We start from the raw sequence: 24,454 nt of genomic DNA, 5'->3' as shown, positions 1-24,454 counted from the left end.
AAGCGAAGGGCAGCGTAATAAGTTACGCCGCCCTTTTTATGTTAGCCAGCCTCAGGGAACAAGCTTAGCGACCTGGTCTGCGCAAACATCCCAGCAATAGCAGCACAGCTCCAAATAAGCCAACCGAAGCCGGTGCGGGTACCGCATTGACCTGCGCATTCAGATTGGCGTAGGCGTGGCCTAAAATAATTTCACCATCTAATGTGCCGTCCAGAAAGTTACCTAAATCCAGCCCCAGGCCGCCAATATTTACCCCATCAAACCTAAGCTTTAGTGCGTTGACCTCGCTGTTGCATTGAGACGCAGAACAAGTACTGATTTGTTCATTGAGCACTAAGTCCAGACCGGTTATACCGTTAACATCAAGCACGGTGAAGTTTGGGTCAGCATAAATGAAGCCATTGGCATCGGCCACCAGGCCTAAAGAGACAAGATCAATTTCGCCCAGGCCAAACAAATTCAACGAAAAGTTCTCAATATAGCTTATTGCATCGGCGGCCATTGTGCCGTGATCGCCGCTCACCCCGGCTTGCGAATAAATGGTGGATGCTGACAAACCCAGCGCGGCTTCAGTAGGGCCTGAAAACAATGATGTATTAAACAGATCTAAACCTAGATTGTTAATAGTTGCGTCGGCTGAGACACTTTTATTGCCAGCGCTTCCATCAACATCAGACTGGGCCGAGGCTGAAAAAATACTGCTATCGGCCAGGGCGGCAAGTTGCACATCCAATAATCCGAAGCTGACACTATTGGCCGCTAAATCGATATCGGCTTGGCCAATACTTTGATTGATATTATATGGCGATGGTGCAGCACCAATAACTCCTGCCGGAGCAGTGACATTGACGTTTAACAGAGTATTGGCAACCTCAGCAGAAAGGCCCAGTGCGTAAGCATCGCTGTTGGCGCTTATAACGGAAGCCCGTGCGGTGCTACTCCCCGAGGCAGCTACCAGCGCCAGTGCGGTGAACGAAAGCAAACGGGTTCTGGCTTTATTTTCACAAATTATCGTTTTCATTATACGTTCCTCATTTGTGTCGCCTTTAGGGTGGTCCTAAAGTGCTATTGAATGAGATTAATTCATACCAAAGTAGTAACTTGTAGATTTTTATAAAATTTATTTTATTTGTATAAGTTCATGAAAATATTGTGTTAATTATATCGACATCAGGGTAAACCCCTATTTTTGGGCTATACGTTGGTCTGGTGTGGGCAAGCTCACTTCGTTATCAGCACCGTATTCCCACTGGCTTTTAACCAGGCGCCAAGGCGGCGGTGGCTCTACCAACAAAACCCAAAAAACACGCAACCAAGCACTCGTTAATGTGAATTTATTGTAAATAAAGCCGACATTTCTTCATATACAACGTACCTGAATCGCAAGTCCCCGCTACTGTTATTTTAAAATAATGTAATAAAAATCAATGCTTTGATAGATATTGGCAGAATGTTTTGGGTTGCTACTATCGAGTATAGTGAGTACCGAATAACGGTGAAAGGTGGTGACCGAGAAGGCAAAGTGAAGGTTGAAATTCAACTATCCTGGCCGGGCAATTTAATGGGGTAAATTCGGCTAGATACCGCTTCCCCTAATAAAAAAGCAGCTATTTATACTGCCTTATTAGCGCACACTTAAAGCGGGGTAGGGGGCGGCTTATGTTGATTGTATAAGCAGTTTTTTTAGACTTTTTACTTTGCTGTCAGGTTGGTTGTTTTAAGCTGCGCGCTGCTGTGCCAGGATGGGCTATGCATTGTTAGGGATAAGGCTGCCCGGCCAGGACAACGGGTCTGCCGCGAAGGAACGGCGTGACTGCAAACCGAATGGTGTTCGGGCTAGCCGGGGCGCAACTCACCTATCAGGGTCTGTAATTGATAGAGGGGTAATTGATAGAGGGGTAATTGATAGAGAAGGGTGATTGATAGAGAGGGATAATTGATAGAGAAAGGCAATGGCGGTGTGGTAGAGCAAGCATAGGCCGGTACATAGCGGTTACCCCGAGGGGTGAACCGCTATGGAACACGTTGGCCGGCTTTGGCCTTCACTTATCCGGCCGATTGCGGCGCTGAATACTTGCGCCACAAAGCGGTTGAACGATAAGCCACTAAAGCAAGCAATATCAGCGTGCTACCAATGACTTTGTTCGTAGACAATTGCTCGCGGTATATCGCCACGCTCAGTACCACCGTCCATACCGGCTCCAGCAACATAATGAGCGCGGCATTAGATGAGGAGCTATTTTGCTGCCCGGCAGTTTGCATCAGGTAACGCAAACTGGTGGCGAGCACTGTGCTTAATAAAAACCAGCCCCATATTGCGTTATCTATCGTGTTGGGCCAGGTTTCAAACAACAATGATGCGGCTATGCCTAAAAAGCCGGTAACCAGTAACTGTACACTGGTTAATACCAGTGCGGGCAACCGACGTGAACACTGACTGTTTAAATTAAAATGCAGAGCAAGCAAAATCGCCGCCGCTAAAAACCACAGCTGATTGAGTGCCAACCCCCATTGTTTGCCCTCTGTTGAGGACAGAAAGAACAGCCCCACCAGAGCAATCGGTAAAGAGAGCCAAAAAATCCCGGCCGGTTTTTCTTTAAATAAGGGCCAAGCCAGCAGCGGCACTACCAGCATCGACAAGCTCATGATAAAGGCCCCTTCACCCAGGGTGCCACTGATCGCAATTGCATGAATCCAGCAGGTCAGGCTAAGCCCCAACACCAACCCGGTGCCCGCTGCCCGTAGTAAATCTGGGCGGCTTGCTGCTAATACCCCACGATAGCAAAACAAAAACAATAACACTGCAGCCAGAATAAAACGCAGGCCAATAAAACCAAACGGCGGCATACCCTGGACGGTTTCTTTGGAAAATATCCACCCCGCAGCGGCCACAGCAGAGGTGAAAAGTAGTAAAAGTTCCGGATGGCGTTTAATGAAAATTCTCCTGAGAAAAGGCGTCTATAAAATAAAATGCGCGGTAAAAAATAGAAACAGGGGAAGTCGCCCCCCGCTATCGTAAAGGTGAACCAAGTAAAAGGTACACTACCCATACCGAGAGGCTATCCGCTGTATATTCTTATAACCTGTTAGGGCAAAGAGGATCGCCTGACCGACACCACAAAGTACAATCGCGCGGGTAACGTTGAAGCGGCAGGGCAAGAAAGGCCTCACTTTACGGTGTCAGAGCCCCAAGGCAAGCTGCCAGCTAGTAAAGGCGGTAAAGCCAGATAATTTTGCGACGAATGCGATGCCCACGAAAGGTAGGACGAGGGATACAGGGTAGGCGCATACAGTTACAGCCAAAAATACAACGCGTACGCCCCCTTCGCAAGCACTAACCCACGGACGCAATTAAGCAGAGCAAATATTGTCCTGCCGGGGTTCGCTTTAAAAAGGCTGACTAATTTCTCCCTGCCTTTACCCTGCGGGTCTTTCTGCGCTTACGTTCGCTTATTGCGGCGATAGCGTCTAAAGTCAGTGGTTGCTGAAAGTGATATCGGCAATAGTTTTGTGGTGGCGGACTCTTTTATAGAATTTATATCACGCCTGCGGCAATATGCAGAGGTCTGTGGTTTAGCTACAAATGTATTTTACGATGTATAATACACCTGACAAACCAATTAAAGTCTGCCAGCCAAGCTGCCTCGAAGCTAGCCTTCGACATGTGGTGCTCATACGCAGCGCCAACACTACGGCCCGTTATTGTAGACGTTCTGCACTAAAAAGGATTTAAAGGAATGGAAGTCATTAAAGCGTACCCAAGATACATCAATTATGCTGCTAGCCTTTTCGCTGGTATCTTTTTTGTCTTTGTGGCAATAACTGTATTCGGCTACGGCGCAGCGCTTGTAATTCCGAAAAGCATTCTTGATCCCCTTACGTCGCTCTCGCCCTCTTTTGCATTTTCACTTGTAGATTTAGTCACTCTTGGCATACCAGCGGCAATTATATTTACGTTTTTTGGCTGGGCGATAACACGGCTACAAATAAAGGTTATGTATACGCTAATGGCTAGCCCCTTTATTTTGTTTATGCTGTTTTCACTAACACAGGTACTGCTCAGCACTGACGAGCTATTATTTTTTCTGGCAACTTGGCTGGCAAAAGTGTTACCTGTTGTTATCTGCGCGCTCTTTCTGGCAAAACGAGACAAGGCGGACCAGAGGGCCTAGCCAGGCGCTAAACCCGCTCACTGCATTCGCTGGAGATGGGCCAGGTATTTGTGCTTGTTGAAGAGTTATTGGGTGAAAACGTATAACCCGTTAAAGCACGTGCGTTAACGAAAATGGTCACTTTTTCTAAAGAGGCGCCGTCTTCACTCGGTGCGTTTTCGAGGCGTTGGTTTTACAAGGAGCAAGCAAACTTGGACGTTTTTTTATCCTTTACCGGTATCATCGCTTGTGTATGGATTGTTTTAGGTATTTATATTGCTTCGCGGTTTTATCCAAATTACAGCCATACAAAGCAATTTTGTAGTGAACTAGGTGCTTTTGGTAGCCCGACTCAAAAACTGTCTCCGGCCATAAATAACTACCCGTTAGGGGCTTTATTCGTTCTTTTTGGATATGACTTAATTGTTTCGTATCAGTTCCATTTACCCACCGTGGCAATAGGTGCGCTGGTTATTATTCACGGTATAGGTACTTGGATTTGCGGCTTTTTCCCGATGGATGCTGACGTCTATACAAAATCGCCTTCCCCCAGCTGTAAAATCCACATGTGGTCTGGGTTAATAATGCTCGTTTCGTTCATCATTGCACCGTTGATAGTTGTTTGTTCTAACTTTTATCCTGCGCCACTTAGATTTATGTCTGGTTTGTGTATTTTTGGCTGTTTTTATTTTTCCTATAAACTCGCAAAAGCGCTTAAGCGCAACACTGTGCCCGGCCTGCATCAAAGGTTAAGTTACGGCTTTCAAATATTGTGGTTGTTCATTTATTCACTCTATGTGGTTGCATAAAAACCACAAACAACGGTTTGCACTCGCGCGGATACGGATACCAGTGCATAAAATACTGCGCTTCGTTAGTTATTTATTTATTTTAGCCTATGTATTCGGGCCGTTAAACTGGGCGTTAATGGCCGTTCTCAAACAACATTAAATATCCTTTACGCCTGCAATTTGCATTACCCCGTCGTTATTTGCATATTACTTGAGGGCCCGAGGCATTGACAAAGCGCAATGCTAGCGGCGCTTTTTACGGCCTTTCGATCTGCCTTTGCGCTTCGAATTGTCGTCAGCTTCAAAATTACCGTATAGGTTTTCTTCTGCTTTAATCACTGGTGGCTTCGGTGTGGGGGCAAACCCAGCCACGATTGTTTTTTTAAACTGCCGGCCAAGAAGACGCTCGATTGATTTCAATTGCTTCGATTCGTCATCGCTAAATAGCGATATCGCTAAGCCTTTGGCTGACGCTCTGCCGGTACGGCCAATTCGGTGAATATAGTCTTCAGGCACGTAGGGCAAATCAACATTAATAACGCAGGGTAACTGCTCAATATCAATGCCTCTTGCGGCAAGGTCTGTTCCTATCAGCACCTTCAAGCGGCCACTTTTAAAGCCATCTAACGCTAATGTACGGGCTTGCTGAGTTCTATTAGCATGAATAGATTCAGCCGCAATACCGGCCTGTTCCAGTTCGTTTCTTAGGCTATCCGCGCCTCGTTTGGTGCGCGTAAATACCAATATTTGAGCCCAGTCATTTTGGTTAATAAGGTGAAGGAGAAGCGCGTTCTTGCGCGCTTTGTCTACCGGGTGTAATAGCTGGGTAATGCTGTCGATATGATCATGCGCAGTGGCTAACTCAATTGTTATCGGGTTATTAAGCATTGCCGTTGCCAGCGTTTTGATGTCTTTGGTAAACGTGGCTGAAAACAACAGGGTTTGGCGTTTCTCAGGGAGTAAGCTTTGAATGAAATGAATAGACTCGATAAAACCTAAGTCCAGCATGCGATCAGCTTCATCCAGCACCAGTATTTCGAGATGCTCAAAGTTGATTGCCCCTTGCTTGTATAAATCTACCAGGCGCCCGGGAGTGGCGATGAGGATATCCACACCTTGCTCTAACGCATATAGTTGCGGCTCAATCCGCACCCCGCCAAATACGGCGGTTGTGCGCATATTCATATGCTGGCTGTAGTTATCCACGTTGGCGGCAACCTGGGCAGCAAGCTCTCGGGTGGGGGCTATGATTAGGGCTCTCACACCATGGGTCTGAGGGCGCGGCGTGGCTGCCAACAGGTGCAAAATCGGTAATGAAAAGCTGGCTGTTTTGCCGGTACCTGTTTGCGCTATCGCGATAATATCACGGCGTTGCAATATCGCTGGAATGGCCTCGTTTTGAATGGGCGATGGCTGGGTATAGCCCTTTTCAGCAACGGTGTTGAGAAGTTCTGTGCATAGGCCTAAAGCGCTAAATGACATACGTGGGGAGTCCACAGCTTATTAAAATTGGCCATATAATACGGGTTACAGATGATTTATGTGTCACTAATTATTGGCGTTTTGCAAATAACGCAGGTAGAGGTGGGCATCACTGCCAGGAGCAACACCCCTCCTGGCTTTACAAGCATGCATTTAGGCCGGTTTTTTTGCCAGGAAGATGGTGTGCTTACTTCCTTTGCCTTTGCGGGCTCTGGCAATGCGGGTATCTACCTTATAGCCAGCTTTTTTAAGACGCACCGAAAACAGATAATCAGGCCCGGCTGACCAGATGGCGAGCATACCTTTGGGTTTAAGAACCTGGTAGATGTCTTGTAAACCCTCGAACGAATAAATCCAGTTATTATCAGAATGGGTTAAACCTTCGGGCCCATTATCGACATCTAGTAAAATGGCATCGTATGTGGGTTTTCGGGTATTTAAAAGGTACTTAACATCACCTGTTTTAACCGTGGTTCTGGGGTCTTGAAGTGGATTTTTGGCACATTTACCCAATGGGCCCTGGTTCCATTCCACTACCTCGGGGATTAACTCTGCCACCGTAACCTGTGAGCTGGGCGTGACCTCGTTTAGCGCCGCTGCCAGTGTGTAGCCCATTCCTAAGCCGCCCACTAGCACGTGTGCGTTAGGCGTCGACTTAAGGTGAGCGCAGCCCATTTGAGAAAGTTCCTTTTCAGAGTTGTACACACGGCTATTCATCAACTCGCCGCGAATACCGGAAAGCCGAATACTAAACTCTTCGTCCCGCTGAGAAAGCGTTAATTCGCCACCGTTATTTGGAATTTGAGCTACGCCCAATTTAACCCATGGAACCATCTGCAGGCTTACCCTATGTTGTACACTGTTGAACAGTTATTTTTGCTTAAACTGAATATTGGCGCGCAGCGTAGCATATTTGCCAGGCATTAATGAGACCAGCGTTAATAAACTTGCAAGTACCCTGGGCCTGTTGTCCTATGCCAGGGTGCAAAGCCTATACATTTATTATTGCAAACGCGAGGGGAGCGGTTTATTAAACCTGCCAGTGCGTTTTGTGCCCTAAACGAAAGAGAATCCCGAACCCGATATTAATACGCTGATGGTGGGCAGGATGGAACCACGAACCACGAACCACATTAACGACAACTGCAACCTTTCACCATGCCATATGTGGTTCAATCAAAGCACGACGAACATGATAGCGAACGCTGCCTCGCCATATTTAGCTCGTCAGAGCTCGTTGTATAACTGTCTTCAGGTAGGTGGTTTTTCCGTGTGCTGTGTTTAGGTAAATCGCCATGGCTAGGTTGGGAGGATTACCTATGGTGCAGCTCCCGGACGCGTGACAAATGCTGCGCTGGGGCAACCTTAACCTTCAGCCGGTTCATTGTCTGTCGATAGCCGAGGATCGCGTAAACAGACTTAACTATGATAGCGTAATGCGCAGAGCCACAGCGTATATCTTATGGTAGTTGTTGCGTATGAATGTTAGACGAATACCGCTAATCGGCAGTTGCTCGCTTCTGTTGTTTAACCATGAGCGGTGGACTTGTTAATTGAAGCTGGAAACGCTTTTGTAACCTTATTTAGCGTTTCTCGTTATTGTTCCTAAAAGGATGTTTGGAAAAAATGAAGATTTTAATTATTTTATTTTCGCTAATTTTAACGGGGTGTGCGGCAACCAATGCTGGCAACGATATAGCGGCCAATGTTGCACAGTGGCACCAGGAAGGTTTACCTGGTAACACGCAAAAGTTTAGCAAAAAGGGTTTTCCGGTTGGCACCTGGGAGGGCATAGAGCGCACAACGGCTGAATTAAAAGTCTTGAATTTAACCAATAACCGTAGCCATACGCTATCGACCTACAAAATTGCCTTTGGTTTTGAACTAATTTCACAAATACGGTTCGATGACGACGATATCACCTGCGGAAAATTTGATTGTCATATTTTGACAACCACTAAAAGAGGCGCGCCACACCAACTCACCCTTACACCCCATATTGGGTTGGGTTTTAAAGTAGTAGATGCTATCAAACTACGAACTAATGAAATTTACAGTTCGTCTTACCTTTTAAAGAAAAATGCCAAGCTAACTATTCCAGAGCAATTCCATCAACATGCCTCAGCAGAACCTCGTTTGAATAATGTTGAATATAACAGACCATGGTATGGTTTCTGGATGGGAGTGTTGGACACATCAGGGGAGCAAAATTTAAAAATAGCATCTTTGAAATTCTTGCCCGATGAACAAGCTGTTTTTACCGTTTATACGCCGGGACTCGAAGGCAAAGCTGAAATGACTTTCGATCCCCTCGATATTACACAAAGTAAGGGGGAGCTTAGCACCAAGCTGCAAGGCTCGCCGTTTGCTAATGAGTTAACTATGAGACCAACGTTGCTCGGTATCAGTGGCAGCTATATGTTACACACTACTCGCGCCCCTGAAAGACTATTAACTCATGGCGACTTCACGCTAATTAAAGTGAAAAAGCGATAAAACGCTCCCTTGCCATCTCGCAGTATTGTCTTGTGTAGCATCTGGTCGCTTAATTTATATTGTATCCATCTATTGCGCTCGCAACGTAAAAAAGTCGTGGGCTCATTGTGTTTTTAATTACCTCATTGAGCGTAAAACGGAAGTAGGTACGCTATAAATTGAGAAGGCGCTTTGGGTGCCAAAGAGGCCAATAGTGTTATTGCACCATCAGGATAAACGTCACCAAGGACTTACTATGCCATTTGCGCTTTGCTGAAGAACATAAGTATCTATTTGTGTTGTTTTTACATCATTCAAATTAAGCGACAGTTCATTCTTGATAATGTACTTATAAAGAAACGATATCGCATTTAATGCGGTGGCTTGAATGCGTAGTGGCATTCAACACCAAATGTTCAAGGTATGGTTCAACTTCATCATAACCCATAGATGTAGGGTGATGTTTCCCGTGAAAGTGAATATATGCTTAAATCCACTTCAAATAAGTAGAGGCAGTCAGCGCAGAATACTATCTTAGCAACATGTACTCAGTGATGTAATTTACCAGAGAAGACTTTTTTCATGACTTTCGATTTATGTGGGTAAATATACAGTTAAAGCAGCCTTTCCCCTATATTCAAGCAAACGACTATATTCAAGCAGACGACCTCATCGCGCGCTTGTGTCCTGAAATTGAATAGCTTTATTTTCTTGCAGCCTTTGACTGCGCGGGCTTTGTCACACTTGATCACCATGGCAGTATGGATAAAAACGAGCAGTAGTTCGGTAGAAAACGCGCAAATTACGCCTTATTAAATTGTTGGCTTTATTTGGCATTATTGACTGTTATCACTTTTCGGATAGAATCAAGTGGTTAGTGGATTTAGGCAGAAGTTTGGAGTTCGATTCTCCAGCTCGGCACTCTGGACATAATAACTGTACTCGCATTTGTAGTTATAACTTTAAATTACATAAGCAATTCGTTGGTTTCACCTACAACAATTAAAAGAGGAGGTTTTATGGAAAGATTAAAACAAAACGTAAAAAGTATCACAGCTTCAGTAGTAAATGGGGCGAGTGCGGTTTGTTCAAGTGTTGTAGCAACTGGGTTGACGGCAGGGTTGAGTTCAGAGGACTTACGCTCTTTGGGCTTCTACCTAAGTCCATTAACTTCTTCGTATTAGTCCCCACAAAGCTAACAAGTCGTTTAAACGGACAAAAAACAGTTGGCTCTTGTTCGTGCCTCACAGATTTTAGCCAACTATTTTTCGCCGCTTAACGAGGCGTTAGCAGTAAGACAATAACTATTGGAGAACGACCATGCAGGATGAAAAAAAGCTGAAATCTCTGAGAGTAGCGCTCTATGTGTTTGGTGTCATTTTTATTGTAGGCGTCCCAGCAATGATGATGGTAATTTGGCCTTCTGGATGGAGTTGGTCTCCGTCACAACCAGAATATGAACAAATGATTATGGGAATCTATATAACATTGGGAGTGTTTTTGATCCGCGCTGCTAAAAACCCAATGGCGCACGCGAGCCTCATCTGGTTTACGGTTTGGTCTAGTATTGTTCACGCAGGAATCATGCTTGCTCAAGCCATTGTCGATGAAACCGAACATGCAAATATGTTGGGCGATATTCCAGCGTTATTTTTGGTCGCTTTTGTCCTTTGGTATTTAATGCCTAAAAACGACGGCGCGCACTAATCGAATCTCCCTGCTAACAAGTGTGTCATAAGGACGTTTTTTACTTCTCTTGGTTTTGGGGCGGCTGCGCCACTCTACCCTAAAACTACACTACACAAAAAATACCTCAATTCAGGCACTCCGGTAACGTGGACCCGCCGGATGTATTGCGTTATAGCCCATCGAATTTCAGTGATTGAAACGGGGTAATCCCGTCGCCGTTTCCGAACTCCCGCCCCAGTCTTATTAGTGATAGGACCGGACGGTTTCGGACAGTATTAGCCTGGAAGGCATACTGCCAATTATGCTTGTGCGCTATCATTCCAATCAGCCTTAGTAGCCATTCGGCAAGCATTGCAATGAGCAACAGCATATCGAATCGTTTAGGGCGACGTGTTCTGCTTTGACGCAGTCCCAGCCCGTATTGAGGGCTTTTAATATCGCGGAAACTTTCTTCTATTTGCATTCGTTTGGCATAGAGGTTGACGAGTTTCTTTGAGGACAGTGATTCCGCGGGGATATTCGTTGCCAGTAGCCAGGGCTCTTTACTGCTATCACGATAATTTTGCTGTGCATTGTGATGACGCCCGGCTTTGGAAGAGCGCTGGTCTTTACGTCCTTTGGATTTAGCTTTAAACAGATGCAAACAGGCATTAATGGAGCTTTTTCGACCTAATTCACCACGGACACGTCCAAGCCAGAACCAATCAAGCTTTTCAACTTCCCGGAACCAGGTGTTGCGATAGCCCGCATCTGTGACGATAAGCGGGCAACAGCGCTCAGGCAGTATGGCTGCCAATTCTCGTAGAAAGGGATTGTGACTGACCGGTGAGTTATATTGAGAAAATGGAAATACCCGCTCATAAAGGATGACAGAACGTCCTTCAAAACTCACTGAGGCTCGCAGGGTTTGATGGCGCATTTGTTCTCGCACATCAGACCAATCTATTAGGATTATCGGCATTGGATTCGCTCCGCAAAGAAGTCGTGCATGCCACCGATAAATATCGAATCTCTCGTTGTGTAAAGCGCGATTACCAAGTAGTCGATCGATACGTTTAATGTTGTGCTTAGCTGCGACGGGCCCGGTAATATTCCGGCCCAACTCGGTAAGAGAAAGTTGCTGTCCGTCAAGCAACGATTGCACAGCAACCATTAAAGAAGATAGACGTTTTTGATGTAAATTAGGGCATTGATTTTTAAGTAAATCATGTAAGATAGAGATATCACGCATGGTGTGTTGTTCTGGTGTGTTTTTGGCGAAATGAATTAGATCAAATAGCGCCATGCGTGTCTATATTATTGAATCTGCTTTAATTTATGAGGGGATTCGCTAGAACGAGGCGTTAGCCGTCTATCATGGAAAGATAATGAGAAAAATTTTTCTTGTTTTTATAGTTCTTTTTTTATTTGGCTGTTCGAGCATTCCTATCTCGACCATGCTTAAATATCGTAACTTTGATGAACAAAGATTTCTTACTTTAGACCCTCTTCAAATACGTTCAAAAATAAGATTATCAGAACCTTTCACGCTAAAGATGGAGCAAATTAACCTGAGTCTTAGCTTGGAAAATGAAAAAGGGGTCAGGAATTTTACGTTTCCACTCGTTCTCGAAAAACGAGATAGGATAGCGGCGCAAGAAGGCTTCTTTTCATCCGAACCGGCAAAAACTGAATACACATTTAAGCTTTCAGAACGTGCAGTTAACAATTTCAGGGAAACGCAAAGTTTACTATCACAAGAAGTACAAGGAAAAGCGTCTTTCTCTATTGGCGCAGGCTTCAACGAGGTGCCTCAAAAAGGTCAAACTGTATATATTTCAATTGCGCTTCAACTCGAAGAAAAAGACGGCTATTTTACACTTATCGAAGACACCGAGGTCGATTTTGGGCAAGACGCTTATAACAAGCCGCTCAAAGCTCAGTAGATGACGCAGCTTTGACCTCTGCTGCACAGCTCGTTTCGTGTTTTAATAGCACGAAATAATCAACTCAGCTCCGGCCCCCTTAGCAATGCGTTATTCACAGACTGCTACACCACCATAGTGATCATTCAACTATAAATTCATGACGGTCCGGCAAATGGCACATACAGAAGCCCAAAGTCTCTAATCAGGAGGGCCCGCTGCTTGTCTTGTAGTGGCATAGTGAAGCTGTCTGTCACTAAACACTCCACAGAACATCTGCAATTCGCTCTAAACGGCTCCCCATTCTACTTATGCGCGTACCCCCCAACGTGGTCAGCGTGGAAATAAGTGGTTGGCAAAGTTTCTGTTGTTAGATGAAGGTGTCTCGCCAGATAGAGCAAGAACGGGTTAACCTTGTTATGGTAAAAATAGTCGCCCACAAGCTTTTTAGAACAATATTTTAGCCCGCGCTAAGCCCCGCTTTTTAACCATTGCGCCCCGGGTATTTCAATTACCATACTGTTATGTCGGTGGTTCTGTCTGGCTCAATACCTTACTTGCTGCCAGGGCACCTATCGTGCTGGCGGGGTAGGGCTGTCAAAGCCCGACTTGTGTAAGTGCACTGCAACAATAAGCGTCACGGTTGTTAACAGTGTATTAAGCCCCGCTAAGTAACAAAATCGTGCGGTAAATTCGCTAGCGTTTATAGCGTGGCAGTATAATGATAGGCGTGTAGCGCATGGCTATTTCACCCACTTCATGTTTGGCAAAGGAAAGCATTTATGAAAGATAAGATCCCACAGAGTAATGGTTTAGCACAGCATATACGGCTGCGCGCAATGTACCTGGTCGCCGGCATAATATTGGCTATGGCGGCCCTGGCAGGCTGTGGCGTTAATTCCGTCGACGTACCTGGGGAAAAACAGCCGCACCAGAACGCAAATTCATGGCGGGTAGTAGATAACTTTGAGCAGCCCGACGCTTTGGCGCAATGGTACATTCGTGATGTCGATAACCAAACCAGCCCTTATATTGCCCAGCCCCAGGTTGCCACTATTGTGAGCGAAGCGGGTTGTTGTCGTCATTATCTGAAAAAAGCGGCGCAGGATGGGGTTACGGGCAACCGCAAGGCCCTAAGTTATCGCGCGCTACCTACAGCGGTAAAGGTGGGGCAGGTAAGTACATTATTTTTACGTATCAATGTAGAGGCGTTCCCAAATAACCATTCATTTGGGCTAAGCAACCTCCACCCTGTGCAAATTGATACTGCAAACTATGATGCTTTCGAGCCGATGTTAAGGATAACCGACAAACCTGAATCCGACGGTAGTATTAATAACGGTACGCTAATGGTGTCTACCGGGCACAAAAACTATGCGCGCATTGGTGGAGCTGAAAACGGGCAAGCTGACCCGTTAGTACCCGGTACCTGGTACGCTATTTGGGTGGTCATTAACAACAGACCGGCGCAGGCGGGCGGCCAAACCTTCGATGTATATATGCGCGGTGGCGAATTCAGCCATCAACAAAAAGTGTACTCTGGTGGGCTGTTTAGAATGCAGCGCGCCCAACCGCTGGGTTATTTTATTACAATTGCCAATACAGGCCCTGCTGAAGCCCCTTACGGTAACGGAGGAGTGCGCTATGACGAGATCTACCTTAGCGCGGGCATTAACCTGGCGCTACCTGCTGAAGTGAAAGCCCCCTTATAGTTTTTTTAAGTGGGTTTTGGTAGCGTAAAGCGGGCTGTAGCCGGTATTGCAGGCTGCTTTTCTGCAATTGCCACCCTATGTATAAGAGGAAGTTTATCTTGTTTTTACAAATAAGAATGATTATCATGCGCGCTTAAATAATAACAATCATGTTACCGTTCGGAGCTTTTATGACGTACCGCTTACGCGCCTCAGCCGCGGCTATTGCCAGCGCATTATTAACCACCTTTGCAGCCGCTCAGCAGGAAGCGACTGACAGTGACCAGATTGAGCGGGTAGAGGTAACGGGCTCGCAGGTAACATTAAATGATGAATTTGCTGGAGGGCAGGTAGCCCGAGGCGGCCGCGCCGGAATTTTAGGTAACCTGGACTTCATGGACTCACCCTTTACGGCGACCAACTTTACCGAAGAACTGGTGCGTCAACAGCAATCAAAAAGTGTGGGGGACGTACTGCAAAACGATCCGGTAGTCAGGGTGGCCCGGGGCTTTGGTAATTTCCAAGAAGTCTATGTGTTGCGCGGTTTTCCGGTGTATTCGGACGATATGACCTACAACGGCTTGTATGGTATTTTGCCTCGCCAATATGTGGCGGCCGAGCTACTGGAGCGGGTTGAAGTATTTCGTGGTGCGAATACGTTTTTGAATGGCGCAGCACCTGGCGGCAGTGGTCTGGGTGGCTTAATTAACGTGGTACCCAAACGCGCCGACACAGCGCCATTGAACCGCCTTAGTGTCGGCTTCGAAGGCCAGGGCCACGGCTATGTGGCGGCGGATGTTGCGCGCCGGTTTGGCGATGAAAGCGAGAGCACCGGGGTGCGGGTTAACCTGGTGGAGCGTGATGGCGAAACAGCGGTCAATGACCAGGATCGCAGCGTTTCGGTTATGTCCATTGGTCTGGATTATCAAAGTGAAACATTACGGCTTTCTGCCGACCTGGGCTATCAGGATCATCATATTGACGCTCCGCGCCCTAGTGTAACACCGCTTTCAGCTATACCTGCGGCCCCCGAGGCGGATACCAATTTTGCCCAAAGCTGGACGTATACTGATGAGCAACAGTTGTTCGGTGCCTTACGCGGTGAATATGATATCAACCAAACCACTACGGTCTGGCTTGCTTCCGGTTTTCGTAGCGGTGAGGAAGACAATGTCCTGGCTAACCCCAGCGCCAGCCAGAGCGGTGAATTTTCTGCTTATCGTTTTGATAATACACGCCAAGACAATGTACGCTCGTATGAAGCGGGCATCAGCAGCAAGGTCGTCGCCGGGTCGGTACAGCATAACCTGGTTCTGTCAGCTTCAATATTTTCAGCTGATTCAAAAAATGCATATGCCTTTTCTTCCTTCGCCGGATTTGCCGGTAACCTGTACCAGCCGGTCACGGCCGAACAACCCGCAGCTGACTTTTTTGTGGGCGGGGAGCTGGCCAATCCGACTGTTACGCTAACGAATGATAACCAAAGCGTGGCGCTTGCCGATAGCATGGCAATGTTTGACGAGCGAGTCTTACTGACCGTCGGTGCTCGCTTTCAAACCATTGAAACCAGTAGTTTTGATTATAACAGCCAGGCGCAGCTTTCCGGTTATGACGAATCACGGATTACGCCTGCCGTGGGGCTGGTAGTTAAGCCGCAGCAAAACTGGTCGCTGTATGCAAACTATATTGAAGGCCTGATAGCCGGAGACGTGGCGCCAGCCCAATCTGGGGGGGTCGCCTTGGAAAATGCCGGCGAAGTATTTGAACCGTACCATAGTAAACAGATTGAAGCGGGGGTCAAGTATGATGCGGGTAAACTTGGCGGCTCGTTAAGCATGTACGCCACCAGTAAGCCAACCTCGCTAGTCATTGACGAACGTTTTACCAGTGATGGTGAACAGCAAAATCGCGGTATTGAATTATCGGTTTTTGGAATGGTTACAGAGGATCTGCGCTTGTTGGGCGGGCTGACTTATGTGGATGCCGAACAAAGCCGCACGCAGGATGGCACCTATGATGGCCTGGATGTAGTAGGCGTTCCTGATCTACAGCTTAATATTAATGCCGAGTGGGATGTGACCGCGTTACCCGGCCTTACCCTGGATGCCCGGGGTATTTATACGGCGGCGCAGTATGCTGATGCGGCAAACCTGTATGAGGTGGCCTCTTCGCACCGTCTGGATTTGGGCGCCCGGTATACCTTCGCCATCGACGATACCGAAATTGATGTGCGCGCTCGTATCGAAAATGTCTTCGATAACCATTACTGGGCTTCGGTTGGTGGTTTCCCTGGGTCTAACTATCTGGTATTAAGTGATCCCCGCACGGTGAAAGTCTCTGCTTCAGTGCGTTTTTAACTAACACGAGGATGACATGGTAGGGATATTGGCGGCGCTGCTGTTAACCAGCGTTGGGCTGGGCATATTGTTGGCGGGCTGGCGGGGCCGGTTACGCCGGGTGCAACAATGGTACAAACCTGTTGGTTGGGCATGTATAGCACTTAGCCCCTGGCTATGGCATACCGCGTATGGCTGGCGTTTTGCGCTGGCCTATTGGGTTTTAACCGTTATTTGCTGCGCGCTGCTAATGACCTATTTACAGCGTGACATACGGCCCGCAATCAACCTTAAACCCAGGCCGCGCGTGGCCGTGCCTGCTGCACCTATAGTGCGCGCAACAGGAAAACACCTGCTCAGTGCTATTGTTGTATTACCACTGGCGGGCATGGTGAGTATGCTTAGTACCGTGGCGGTTACCCGCCATTTGCCCTGGGCCTCAGTCAATATTATTGCGCTGGGCGTTTATCTTATGCCGTTATGGTGGGGCGCGCTGGCCTATTGGGCTATGGCCGATACCAAACGCTGGCGGCCGCCAGCCTGCCTTGCTATGCTCGGCGCCGTTTGTTACTCCCTCCTGTATTTATAACTAATTGGCTTATTCATGACATTTTCTGTTTCAAAGGCTGCCAGTAAGCAGGCCATGGGCAGCCATAGTTGGCTGGGGCTACTGGTAGCCGTATTCATGTACTGGGTGTGTTTATCGGGCACGCTTGCGGTATTAGCGCCCGACCTTACCCGCTGGGAGCAACCACAGATAGCCCCTGGGGTTAGCTATGACCCGGCAATGCTACAAAAGGCCTATGAACAGCTACTCAGTGAACACGATTCGTTCACCGGCCTGGTGACTATGCGCTTACCCACCCCGGACGTCCCAAAGGCCTACCTTAGTGCTAACGGCCAAGCCTGGTTCATTACGGAACAAGGGACGCTGGGTACTCCCAAAAGCCATCCGGTAACCGACTTTATTGCTGAGCTACACGCAGAGTTACACTTACCGCACAGTATTGGGGAGTTAGTGGTTAGCGTATTAGGTGTCATGCTTACCGGGCTTATTATATCCGGGATCGTCGCGCATCGCCGAATCTTAAAAGATGCCTTTCGGTTGCGTCGCCAGGGCAACCCGGTACAAAGTGATGCTGACTTACATAATCGGCTGAGCGTATGGGGGTTGCCGTTTTATTTGATGATTGCCCTGACCGGCGCCTATTTTGGCTTAGCCGGGCCGCTGAATAAATATTACGCCGAGGTGTTATACGAAGGCGATCAAATGGCATTATTTGCCGATGTCTACGGCGGCGTTCCGGCTGCCCCTGCGTATAACGGTAAACTCGATTTACCCGAAGCCTTCCGCCAGTTACATCAACAGGCACCGTCTGCCCAGCCCCTGTTTATCACCTTTGAAAAAGCCGGGCAGGACGATCAGTATTTACTCATGGGAGCCCGCCATCACGACAAGTTTATTTACTCTGAGCAGTATCGTTTTGATGCAATGGGAAATTACCTCGACAAAGTGGGGTTCGCTGGGGGCGAGCCAGGGCAGGAAGCCATTTTTTCGGTCTACCGGCTGCACTTTGGCCATTTTGGCGGGCCCTTGGTGTTACTGGTTTATATTGGGCTGGGGTTTGCGTTAACGGTAATTACCATCAGCGGCATTAATTTATGGCTGCGCAAACGCCACCAAACAGATGTAGTGAACGACTATTGGGTGGCGGTAGTATGGGGCACCCCGGTTGCCTTTGCCTGTGCGGCCTTGTTGCATTGGACCGGGTTTGTGGCGGTGACTGGGGCCTTCTGGGCAATGCTCGCGCTGCTGGCGGTGTATAGCGCAATAAAGCGCAACCCGGCCCAAGTGCGCCGCCAGCTGGTAGCCGCCAGCGCGCTGACTATACTGCTTATGGCGGCGGTTCATTGGCTGCGTTTTGACCTGGCGTATACCGACCCTATGGCCGGGTTTATCAACGTGGGGTGGGTGGTTATAGCGCTACTGCTGGGCGGCTATTGGCGAAGCCTGGCTGCCGTGCCTGTAGCAAATCGTGGGTAAAGCGCCAGGCTGGCCCTGAATGTTTTTGTCCACCGGCACTTTGTGTAAATACGCGGGTATCTGAAAACAAACCGAATTAACCGCATAAATAGCAGATACTCTTAACCTGAGGTTGGGAGTGTTCCGCGTATTCGCCATCAATGCACTATTGGCAGCTCCCTCAATCTGTTTCAACAACGTCAGGTAAACAGTTGTGTTTTTCCTGGTTTCACTGAAACAGCCATAATTTTTATCTTTTATATCCTTTACCAGGATACTAAGCAGGTAATAGGGATAGGGAAAAACAAAATGGGGACAAAATTGGAAACCCGGGAACTACAGCGGCAGCTTAAAGATATTAGTGCTTCTGTCGGGTGGTCGCAGAACAAACTGGCCCGCGTACTGTATAACGAACTGTACGCAATGGACGATGAAGAAGGCGTACGTCGCTTTCAGGAGCGTCTTAAAAAGGCTTTGCAGCGGGATAGCACCAAACCTGAAAAGCTTGAGCAATACTTAACCATTGCGCATCGTTGCCAAACCGCACAAAAGCAGCAAGAACATTTCCGACGACCGGAAAAAGTGGGTTATATCAGCGAAACCATGTCAATCGAGATGAAACGCATTACCGCTGAAATTGATTTGCAGCTGGCCCAACAAGGTGCCCGGCGAACCAGTTAGTGGTGTAATGGGTAAGGTTAGCTATGCTATTGCGCCGAACCTGCCTTTTTGATGCGGGGGCGCTGTGATTAAGTGCAAACACAGCGCCCCGTGCTTTTCCGTTTTGCTAGATTATTAGCATGGCCAGCAGTAGCGTACGGCCGTTCCTCACATCTTTACCCATTCGCCCGATGGGCCCTCACAATGAATTCTTTGTAACAACCAATTGAACCCCCAGCCCGGCATAGGTATGGTTGCGTTATTCCGTGTTCTGGCCTGAACACCTAGCAACCGATACCGATACCAATGAAGTTTATTCATACCTCTGACTGGCACCTTGGACGCCAGTTTCACAATGTGTCGTTACTTAACGACCAGCAAGCCGTACTTGAGCAGCTAATTGAATATATCCGCAATAACCCGGTCGATGCAGTTATTGTGGCGGGCGATATTTATGACCGTTCGGTACCGCCCACTGCGGCTATTGAACTGTTGAACTGGGTTATTACCCAGATATGTGAAACCTTAGCGACCCCGATGATATTTATCTCGGGCAATCATGACGGCGCCCAGCGCCTGGGCTTTGGTGCCAACCAGATGAAAAATGCCGGGTTACACATTATTAGTAATTTTGACGATATGCTAACGCCGGTAGTGATCACCACCAAGCAAGCCGGCGAGGTGGCCTTTTATGGTATGCCTTACAATGATCCTGAACAGGTGCGCCATGCTTTTAATAAGCCGGTCGCCAGCCATGACGAGGCGCATCAACTACTGGCTGACACCATTTTAACCCATCACCACGCCGCCTATTCCCAGCGGGCTGACCAGCCCATTCCTAAAACCGTATTAATCAGTCATTGCTTTGTGGACGGGGCCATCGAGTCAGACTCGGAGCGCCCGCTATCGATAGGCGGCTCGGACCGGGTCAGTCACCAACACTTTACCGGTTTTGACTATGTTGCCTTGGGCCATTTGCATCAACCTCAGCAAAAAGGGGAGACGTATATTCGCTACAGTGGTTCGCTGATGAAATACAGCTTTGGTGAACAGCACCAACAAAAAGGTGTGACGCTGGTCACCCTGGATGAACAGGGTTTCGCCAGCGCCACACACATTGGCTTTAGCGCGCCGCACCAAATGCGCATTATTGAAGGGGAGTTGGAGGCTATTATCGAAGCTGGGCGCACCGACCCCTGCCCAGACGATTATCTGCTGGTACGCTTGCACGACCAGCACGCTATCTTAAACCCGATGGAAAAATTACGTGAGGTTTATCCGAACGTATTGCATCTGGAAAAGCCTGGCATGCTGATTGGGATTGAGCAGGATATGGCCCGGGCCAGGCTGGCCCGGGGCGAAGCCGAAATGTTTAGTGATTTTTTTAAAGAAGCGCAGGGTAGTGAGCTAACCCAGGACCAGCATCAGGCGATGCAACGTATTATTGGCCAGTTAACCGGCCATCCGGCCGATAACGCTGACTAGCAGGAGCAATGCATGAAACCGCTTAACCTGAAGATGCAGGCGTTCGGGCCGTTTGCTGGCAGCCAGACCATCGATTTTACCCAATTAGGTAGTAACCCGCTGTTTCTAATTAATGGGCCGACGGGGTCGGGTAAAACCTCTATTTTAGATGCTTTATGTTATGCCCTTTATGGTGAAACCACCGGCAATGAACGTGACGGTGCGCAGATGCGGTGCGAGCTGGCTGCTGCAGAGCTGGCGACCGAAGTTGTGCTGGAGTTTTCGCTGCATCAACAACGTTACCGGGTGGCCCGTTCACCCGAGCAACAAGTGCCCAAAGCGCGGGGCGAAGGGTTTACGCTAAGCAAACACAAAGCCAGTTTATATCGAATCACCGAAGCAGACACCTTGCTGACCAGCAAAACCAGTGAGGTAAAAGCTCAGATCACTACTCTTATTGGTTTAAGCGAAACCCAGTTTCGGCAGGTGATGGTATTGCCCCAGGGCAAGTTTCGCGAGCTGTTACTGGCCAGTTCAAAAGAACGTGAAGATATTTTTGGACAGCTATTTCAAACCGATATATATAAACAAATTGAATATGCGTTAAAAGAACAAGCCGCCCAGATAAGCAAATCCAAGAACGAGTTTGATAACCAAATTCGCGGCGCTTTACAAGTGGCTGGCGAAACAGATGAAAAAGCCCTGCAAGCCGCGGTGAATCAGCAAGCTGTGGCCCTGGAACAGGCCCGGGTGGCAGAGCAGCAGGCCGCCAGCACCGTACAGCAGTTACGCGCCCGTTTACAGCAAGCGCAAACCCTTAATGCGCAGTTTAGTCGCAAAGCGCAAGCCCAGGCCTCGCTTCACGCCCATTTACAAAGTGAAGACAGCATCAACCAGCAGGCTACCTTACTGGAAAGTGCGCTTGATGCCCGGCGTATTCGCAACCACTATGATCAATGGCAGCAAAGTGCGCAACAACAACACGCGCTAACGGATAAAGTCAGCCAGCTGCAACAACAGCTCGACGCGGCTAAAACGCAGCACCATACTGCTGAAGAAGCCTTAGGGCAGGCTCGCCAGCGCGCGGAACAAATTGACAGCTTAACCGCGCAACAATATCAGTTAGAGCAAGTTAAGCAGCAATTGCAGGAACGCCAGGCCACCGCGCAACATATTAAGCGCTGTGAAGCGGCCCAACTTACCCATCAGCAAAACCTGGATAAATACCAACACGTCAGACAGGCCCTGGAAGACAAAACCACCCAGGCAACCCAGGCCCTGGAACAGGCCCGCCAGGAGACCGCCCGGCTGGGGGAAGTAAACGGCCAAATTCACCAAAGCGAACGACTGATTAAAGACGCACGCCGCTTAACTGAGCTGGATACGCGGATAGCCCAGTGTACTAAACAGACCATGGCCAGCCAGCAACAGACAGAGGATAGCGCGGCGCAAAGCCAGAGTGCGGGCCGGCAGGCGGACCAGCTGGAGCTGCACTGGCACAGTAGCCAGGCGGCGGCATTGGCGGCAAAACTGGAATCGGCACAACCATGCCCGGTATGTGGTAGCCAGGAACACCCGGCACCGGCCAGTTTTACCGGTGATCCGGTGAGTCGCGTGCAGGTGCAAAAAGCCAGACAGCAGGCTCAGCAGTTAGCCGACAAAGCCAGTGCCGCGCATAGTACGTTAGCGCAACATCGGCACGAATTAGCGCAGCTCAAGCAGCAGTACACCGAACTGGCCGATGAAATAGGCGAACAGGGCACCTGCTCATTAGCCGATTTACAGCAACAGCTGACTGACTTGCAAGCACGGCTAGCCAGTATAAAAGCAATAGACTTAACTACGCTGGAGGACAGTCTTACTGCGCTAAAACAGCGTTGCAAAAACGGTGACGCCACTATCAGTGAACTGCGTGATACCCAGGTGACTAACAATACAGAACTGGTCCAGTATCAGCAGCAATACCATGCATTAAGTAAAAAAATCGCCAGTGAATACCAGGATGATGCCGCCGTCGATGCGCAAATAGCACAGGTCAAAGCCCAGATAAGCGAGATGAACCAAGCTGTCCAACACGCAATGGATAACGAGCAACAGGCTGTCCGGGCTCTATCGCAATACCAGGGAGAATTGGCAAGTAGCCAACAGTATCTGACTCAGGCCACCGCTCAGGCTAAGCAGGCTGAAGAAACCTGGCAGCAAACACTCGATGCCAGCCGGTTTGCTACCCAGCAAGCATTTACCGAGGCGCTGGCCCACGAGCCGCACATTGACCAATGGCAACAGCACATTGCCGACTATCAGCAAACCCGGCTTAAATTAGCGCAAACCGTGCAGGACCTTGAAGCGGCGCTACAGCAGCAAAGCCCGCCAGACATTAGCGCTATCTCGGCGCAGCTTGCAACCACAGAGCAACAGCATGCCCAGCTACGTGATACGTTAGATAATACCCATGCCCTGTATCAACGTTTGCACAAAGCGGCAACCGATATTAGCGCCTTACATACTAAAAACCGCGAGCTGGAACAGGCCTACCGGATTTATGGCACGCTGTATGATGTCACGAGCGGAAAAACCGGCAGCCGGATAAGTTTGCACCGGTTTGTGTTAGGGGTATTGCTGGATGATGTACTTATTCAGGCCTCCGGACGATTGAGCCTGATGAGCAAAGGCCGCTACCGGCTGGTACGTAAAACCGCAGGGTTTAAAGGCGCGGCGGGGCGGGGATTAGACTTGTCGGTAGAAGACAGCTATACCAGCGGCACCCGGGATGTGGCGACGTTATCCGGCGGCGAGTCATTTATGGCTGCGTTGGCGCTGGCATTGGGCTTGTCGGATGTGGTGCAGTCGTACAGCGGCGGGATCCGGTTGGATACGTTATTTATTGACGAAGGTTTTGGCAGCCTGGACCCTGAATCGCTGGATTTAGCCGTACAGACATTGGTTGACCTGCAACAACATGGGCGCATGATTGGCGTTATTTCCCATGTATCGGAGCTAAAAGAGCAGATGGCACAGCGCATCGATGTACAGCCTTCACGGCATGGGTCAACGGTATCGGTTATCGGCACCATGAGCTAACCGGCTGCGGTGCCGCAGACGGGTGAATCTGGGCGCTAGACTGCACCAGATCGTGGTCGAGCCCTCAGTCCCGGGAAGCGCAGAAAGAGCCTGCGTCCTCAGGCCCGGGCGGCGTAAGCGGGGGGCCCACTACAGTAAGCCGGCGTGGCATCGGTTACTTTATTCGGCCGCCCCGACGCCGGGCTTATCTTTAGCTTTTTTCCGGCAAGCGGCGATAAACGGCCTACCCCTATTTATTGTACGTAATGTCGTCTGTGCCACTTTACTGTAAACCTGTGTGTTTGAATGAATTCGTGCGGCTGCGTTACGGTAAATATGCCTGATTTATTTTTATCAGACCCGGGCCTTGCCGGGCTGATGTATAAGCTGGCGTATCCACTTAGGTATTCGCTCGGGTATAAGCTATGTTACCGCTGACGTGGTGGCCCGGTAACAACCAACGAATAATGCCAATATCACACCGCTGTGATACCGTCGCGCACATTAGCCATATCCTGTTTCATCGGCTTGTATGATTACCGATAGGGCTTGCCGGCAACACCAGACTACTGGCTTCTTACGCCGTGCGGGAAAAGTAATCACACTGCACAAATTATCGACTTCTTATATTCACTTGTGAATGTAATCTTCCAAAAAATGATGTAATTATATTTATAATATTGAAACTGATTGCGTATTAACGTCTATTATCATCGGTTTGTTCTACC

The 24,454-nt window shown here is 48.5% G+C and carries 16 protein-coding genes and 1 pseudogene; 12 read left to right on the top strand and 5 right to left on the bottom strand.

The annotated features are described in order from the left end of the window. Positions 1–64: 64 nt before the first annotated feature. Both D0Y50_RS14305 and D0Y50_RS14300 read right to left on the bottom strand, forming a co-directional pair. A complete protein-coding gene (locus D0Y50_RS14305; protein WP_117317555.1) occupies positions 65–1,021 on the bottom strand; it encodes a hypothetical protein in 957 nt (318 codons plus the stop codon). Positions 1,022–2,046: 1,025 nt separating this feature from the next. Then, complete coding sequence (locus D0Y50_RS14300; RefSeq protein WP_232366270.1) at positions 2,047–2,892, bottom strand: DMT family transporter; 846 nt, start codon at positions 2,890–2,892, stop codon at positions 2,047–2,049. Between the two features lie 845 nt (positions 2,893–3,737). Here D0Y50_RS14300 and D0Y50_RS14295 point away from each other — a divergent pair. Both D0Y50_RS14295 and D0Y50_RS14290 read left to right on the top strand, forming a co-directional pair. Beyond that, entirely contained in the window at positions 3,738–4,172 is a 435-nt protein-coding gene (locus tag D0Y50_RS14295; RefSeq protein ID WP_117317551.1) for a hypothetical protein, read from the top strand. 113 nt (positions 4,173–4,285) lie between these two features. Further along, positions 4,286–4,960: a DUF998 domain-containing protein gene (locus D0Y50_RS14290; RefSeq protein WP_117317549.1), complete on the top strand. Its 675-nt coding sequence runs from the start codon at positions 4,286–4,288 to the stop codon at positions 4,958–4,960. A gap of 225 nt (positions 4,961–5,185) precedes the next feature. Here D0Y50_RS14290 and D0Y50_RS14285 read toward each other — a convergent pair whose 3' ends face one another. Then, positions 5,186–6,424, bottom strand: a complete 1,239-nt coding sequence (locus tag D0Y50_RS14285) for a DEAD/DEAH box helicase (protein WP_117317547.1) — start codon at positions 6,422–6,424, stop codon at positions 5,186–5,188. Positions 6,425–6,577: 153 nt separating this feature from the next. Beyond that, the gene (locus D0Y50_RS14280) at positions 6,578–7,258 is read right to left on the bottom strand and encodes a spermidine synthase (protein ID WP_108567622.1); all 681 of its coding nucleotides are present in this window, start codon (positions 7,256–7,258) and stop codon (positions 6,578–6,580) included. Between the two features lie 792 nt (positions 7,259–8,050). On the opposite strand from D0Y50_RS14280, the gene D0Y50_RS14275 reads away from it, so the two are divergent. Further along, positions 8,051–8,920 (top strand): hypothetical protein, encoded by an 870-nt coding sequence (locus D0Y50_RS14275; protein WP_117317545.1) that lies wholly within the window; start codon positions 8,051–8,053, stop codon positions 8,918–8,920. A gap of 1,299 nt (positions 8,921–10,219) precedes the next feature. Further along, a complete protein-coding gene (locus tag D0Y50_RS14265; RefSeq protein ID WP_117317543.1) occupies positions 10,220–10,606 on the top strand; it encodes a DUF6632 domain-containing protein in 387 nt (128 codons plus the stop codon). A 74-nt stretch (positions 10,607–10,680) separates the two neighbouring features. Here D0Y50_RS14265 and D0Y50_RS14260 read toward each other — a convergent pair. Next, positions 10,681–11,819: pseudogene (locus tag D0Y50_RS14260) on the bottom strand (IS4 family transposase). A 136-nt stretch (positions 11,820–11,955) separates the two neighbouring features. On the opposite strand from D0Y50_RS14260, the gene D0Y50_RS14255 reads away from it, so the two are divergent. The 8 genes from D0Y50_RS14255 (at position 11,956) to D0Y50_RS14220 (ending at position 23,747) form a co-directional block, all read left to right on the top strand. Next, on the top strand, positions 11,956–12,513 hold the full coding sequence (locus D0Y50_RS14255; protein WP_117317541.1) for a hypothetical protein: 558 nt from the start codon (positions 11,956–11,958) through the stop codon (positions 12,511–12,513). 761 nt (positions 12,514–13,274) lie between these two features. Further along, positions 13,275–14,204: a hypothetical protein gene (locus tag D0Y50_RS14250; protein WP_232366269.1), complete on the top strand. Its 930-nt coding sequence runs from the start codon at positions 13,275–13,277 to the stop codon at positions 14,202–14,204. Positions 14,205–14,374: 170 nt separating this feature from the next. After that, positions 14,375–16,540: a TonB-dependent receptor gene (locus tag D0Y50_RS14245; protein WP_117317539.1), complete on the top strand. Its 2,166-nt coding sequence runs from the start codon at positions 14,375–14,377 to the stop codon at positions 16,538–16,540. Between the two features lie 16 nt (positions 16,541–16,556). Then, the gene (locus tag D0Y50_RS14240) at positions 16,557–17,108 is read left to right on the top strand and encodes a hypothetical protein (protein WP_117317537.1); all 552 of its coding nucleotides are present in this window, start codon (positions 16,557–16,559) and stop codon (positions 17,106–17,108) included. 15 nt (positions 17,109–17,123) lie between these two features. Continuing rightward, complete coding sequence (locus tag D0Y50_RS14235; RefSeq protein ID WP_117317535.1) at positions 17,124–18,563, top strand: PepSY-associated TM helix domain-containing protein; 1,440 nt, start codon at positions 17,124–17,126, stop codon at positions 18,561–18,563. Between the two features lie 288 nt (positions 18,564–18,851). Beyond that, a complete protein-coding gene (locus tag D0Y50_RS14230) occupies positions 18,852–19,223 on the top strand; it encodes a hypothetical protein (RefSeq protein ID WP_108565857.1) in 372 nt (123 codons plus the stop codon). A gap of 285 nt (positions 19,224–19,508) precedes the next feature. Next, a complete protein-coding gene (locus D0Y50_RS14225) occupies positions 19,509–20,687 on the top strand; it encodes an exonuclease SbcCD subunit D (protein WP_117317533.1) in 1,179 nt (392 codons plus the stop codon). Between the two features lie 12 nt (positions 20,688–20,699). After that, entirely contained in the window at positions 20,700–23,747 is a 3,048-nt protein-coding gene (locus D0Y50_RS14220; protein ID WP_117317531.1) for an AAA family ATPase, read from the top strand. The last annotated feature ends 707 nt before the right edge of the window (positions 23,748–24,454 follow it).

This window comes from Salinimonas sediminis, from assembly GCF_003429285.1.
In the GTDB taxonomy this organism is placed as follows: domain Bacteria; phylum Pseudomonadota; class Gammaproteobacteria; order Enterobacterales; family Alteromonadaceae; genus Alteromonas; species Alteromonas indica.
Note: the sequence above shows the minus strand (reverse complement) of the source record. Positions and strands in the feature narration are given on the sequence as shown.

Excerpts from the sequence above, each read along its gene's own strand:
- D0Y50_RS14305 (WP_117317555.1), bottom strand. The coding sequence starts at position 1,021 with ATGAAAACGATAATTTGTGAAAATAAAGCCAGAACCCGTTTGCTTTCG.
- D0Y50_RS14295 (WP_117317551.1), top strand. The coding sequence starts at position 3,738 with ATGGAAGTCATTAAAGCGTACCCAAGATACATCAATTATGCTGCTAGC.
- D0Y50_RS14290 (WP_117317549.1), top strand. The coding sequence starts at position 4,286 with ATGGTCACTTTTTCTAAAGAGGCGCCGTCTTCACTCGGTGCGTTTTCG.
- D0Y50_RS14285 (WP_117317547.1), bottom strand. The coding sequence starts at position 6,424 with ATGTCATTTAGCGCTTTAGGCCTATGCACAGAACTTCTCAACACCGTT.
- D0Y50_RS14280 (WP_108567622.1), bottom strand. The coding sequence starts at position 7,258 with ATGGTTCCATGGGTTAAATTGGGCGTAGCTCAAATTCCAAATAACGGT.
- D0Y50_RS14275 (WP_117317545.1), top strand. The coding sequence starts at position 8,051 with ATGAAGATTTTAATTATTTTATTTTCGCTAATTTTAACGGGGTGTGCG.
- D0Y50_RS14265 (WP_117317543.1), top strand. The coding sequence starts at position 10,220 with ATGCAGGATGAAAAAAAGCTGAAATCTCTGAGAGTAGCGCTCTATGTG.
- D0Y50_RS14255 (WP_117317541.1), top strand. The coding sequence starts at position 11,956 with ATGAGAAAAATTTTTCTTGTTTTTATAGTTCTTTTTTTATTTGGCTGT.
- D0Y50_RS14250 (WP_232366269.1), top strand. The coding sequence starts at position 13,275 with ATGAAAGATAAGATCCCACAGAGTAATGGTTTAGCACAGCATATACGG.
- D0Y50_RS14245 (WP_117317539.1), top strand. The coding sequence starts at position 14,375 with ATGACGTACCGCTTACGCGCCTCAGCCGCGGCTATTGCCAGCGCATTA.
- D0Y50_RS14240 (WP_117317537.1), top strand. The coding sequence starts at position 16,557 with ATGGTAGGGATATTGGCGGCGCTGCTGTTAACCAGCGTTGGGCTGGGC.
- D0Y50_RS14235 (WP_117317535.1), top strand. The coding sequence starts at position 17,124 with ATGACATTTTCTGTTTCAAAGGCTGCCAGTAAGCAGGCCATGGGCAGC.
- D0Y50_RS14230 (WP_108565857.1), top strand. The coding sequence starts at position 18,852 with ATGGGGACAAAATTGGAAACCCGGGAACTACAGCGGCAGCTTAAAGAT.
- D0Y50_RS14225 (WP_117317533.1), top strand. The coding sequence starts at position 19,509 with ATGAAGTTTATTCATACCTCTGACTGGCACCTTGGACGCCAGTTTCAC.
- D0Y50_RS14220 (WP_117317531.1), top strand. The coding sequence starts at position 20,700 with ATGAAACCGCTTAACCTGAAGATGCAGGCGTTCGGGCCGTTTGCTGGC.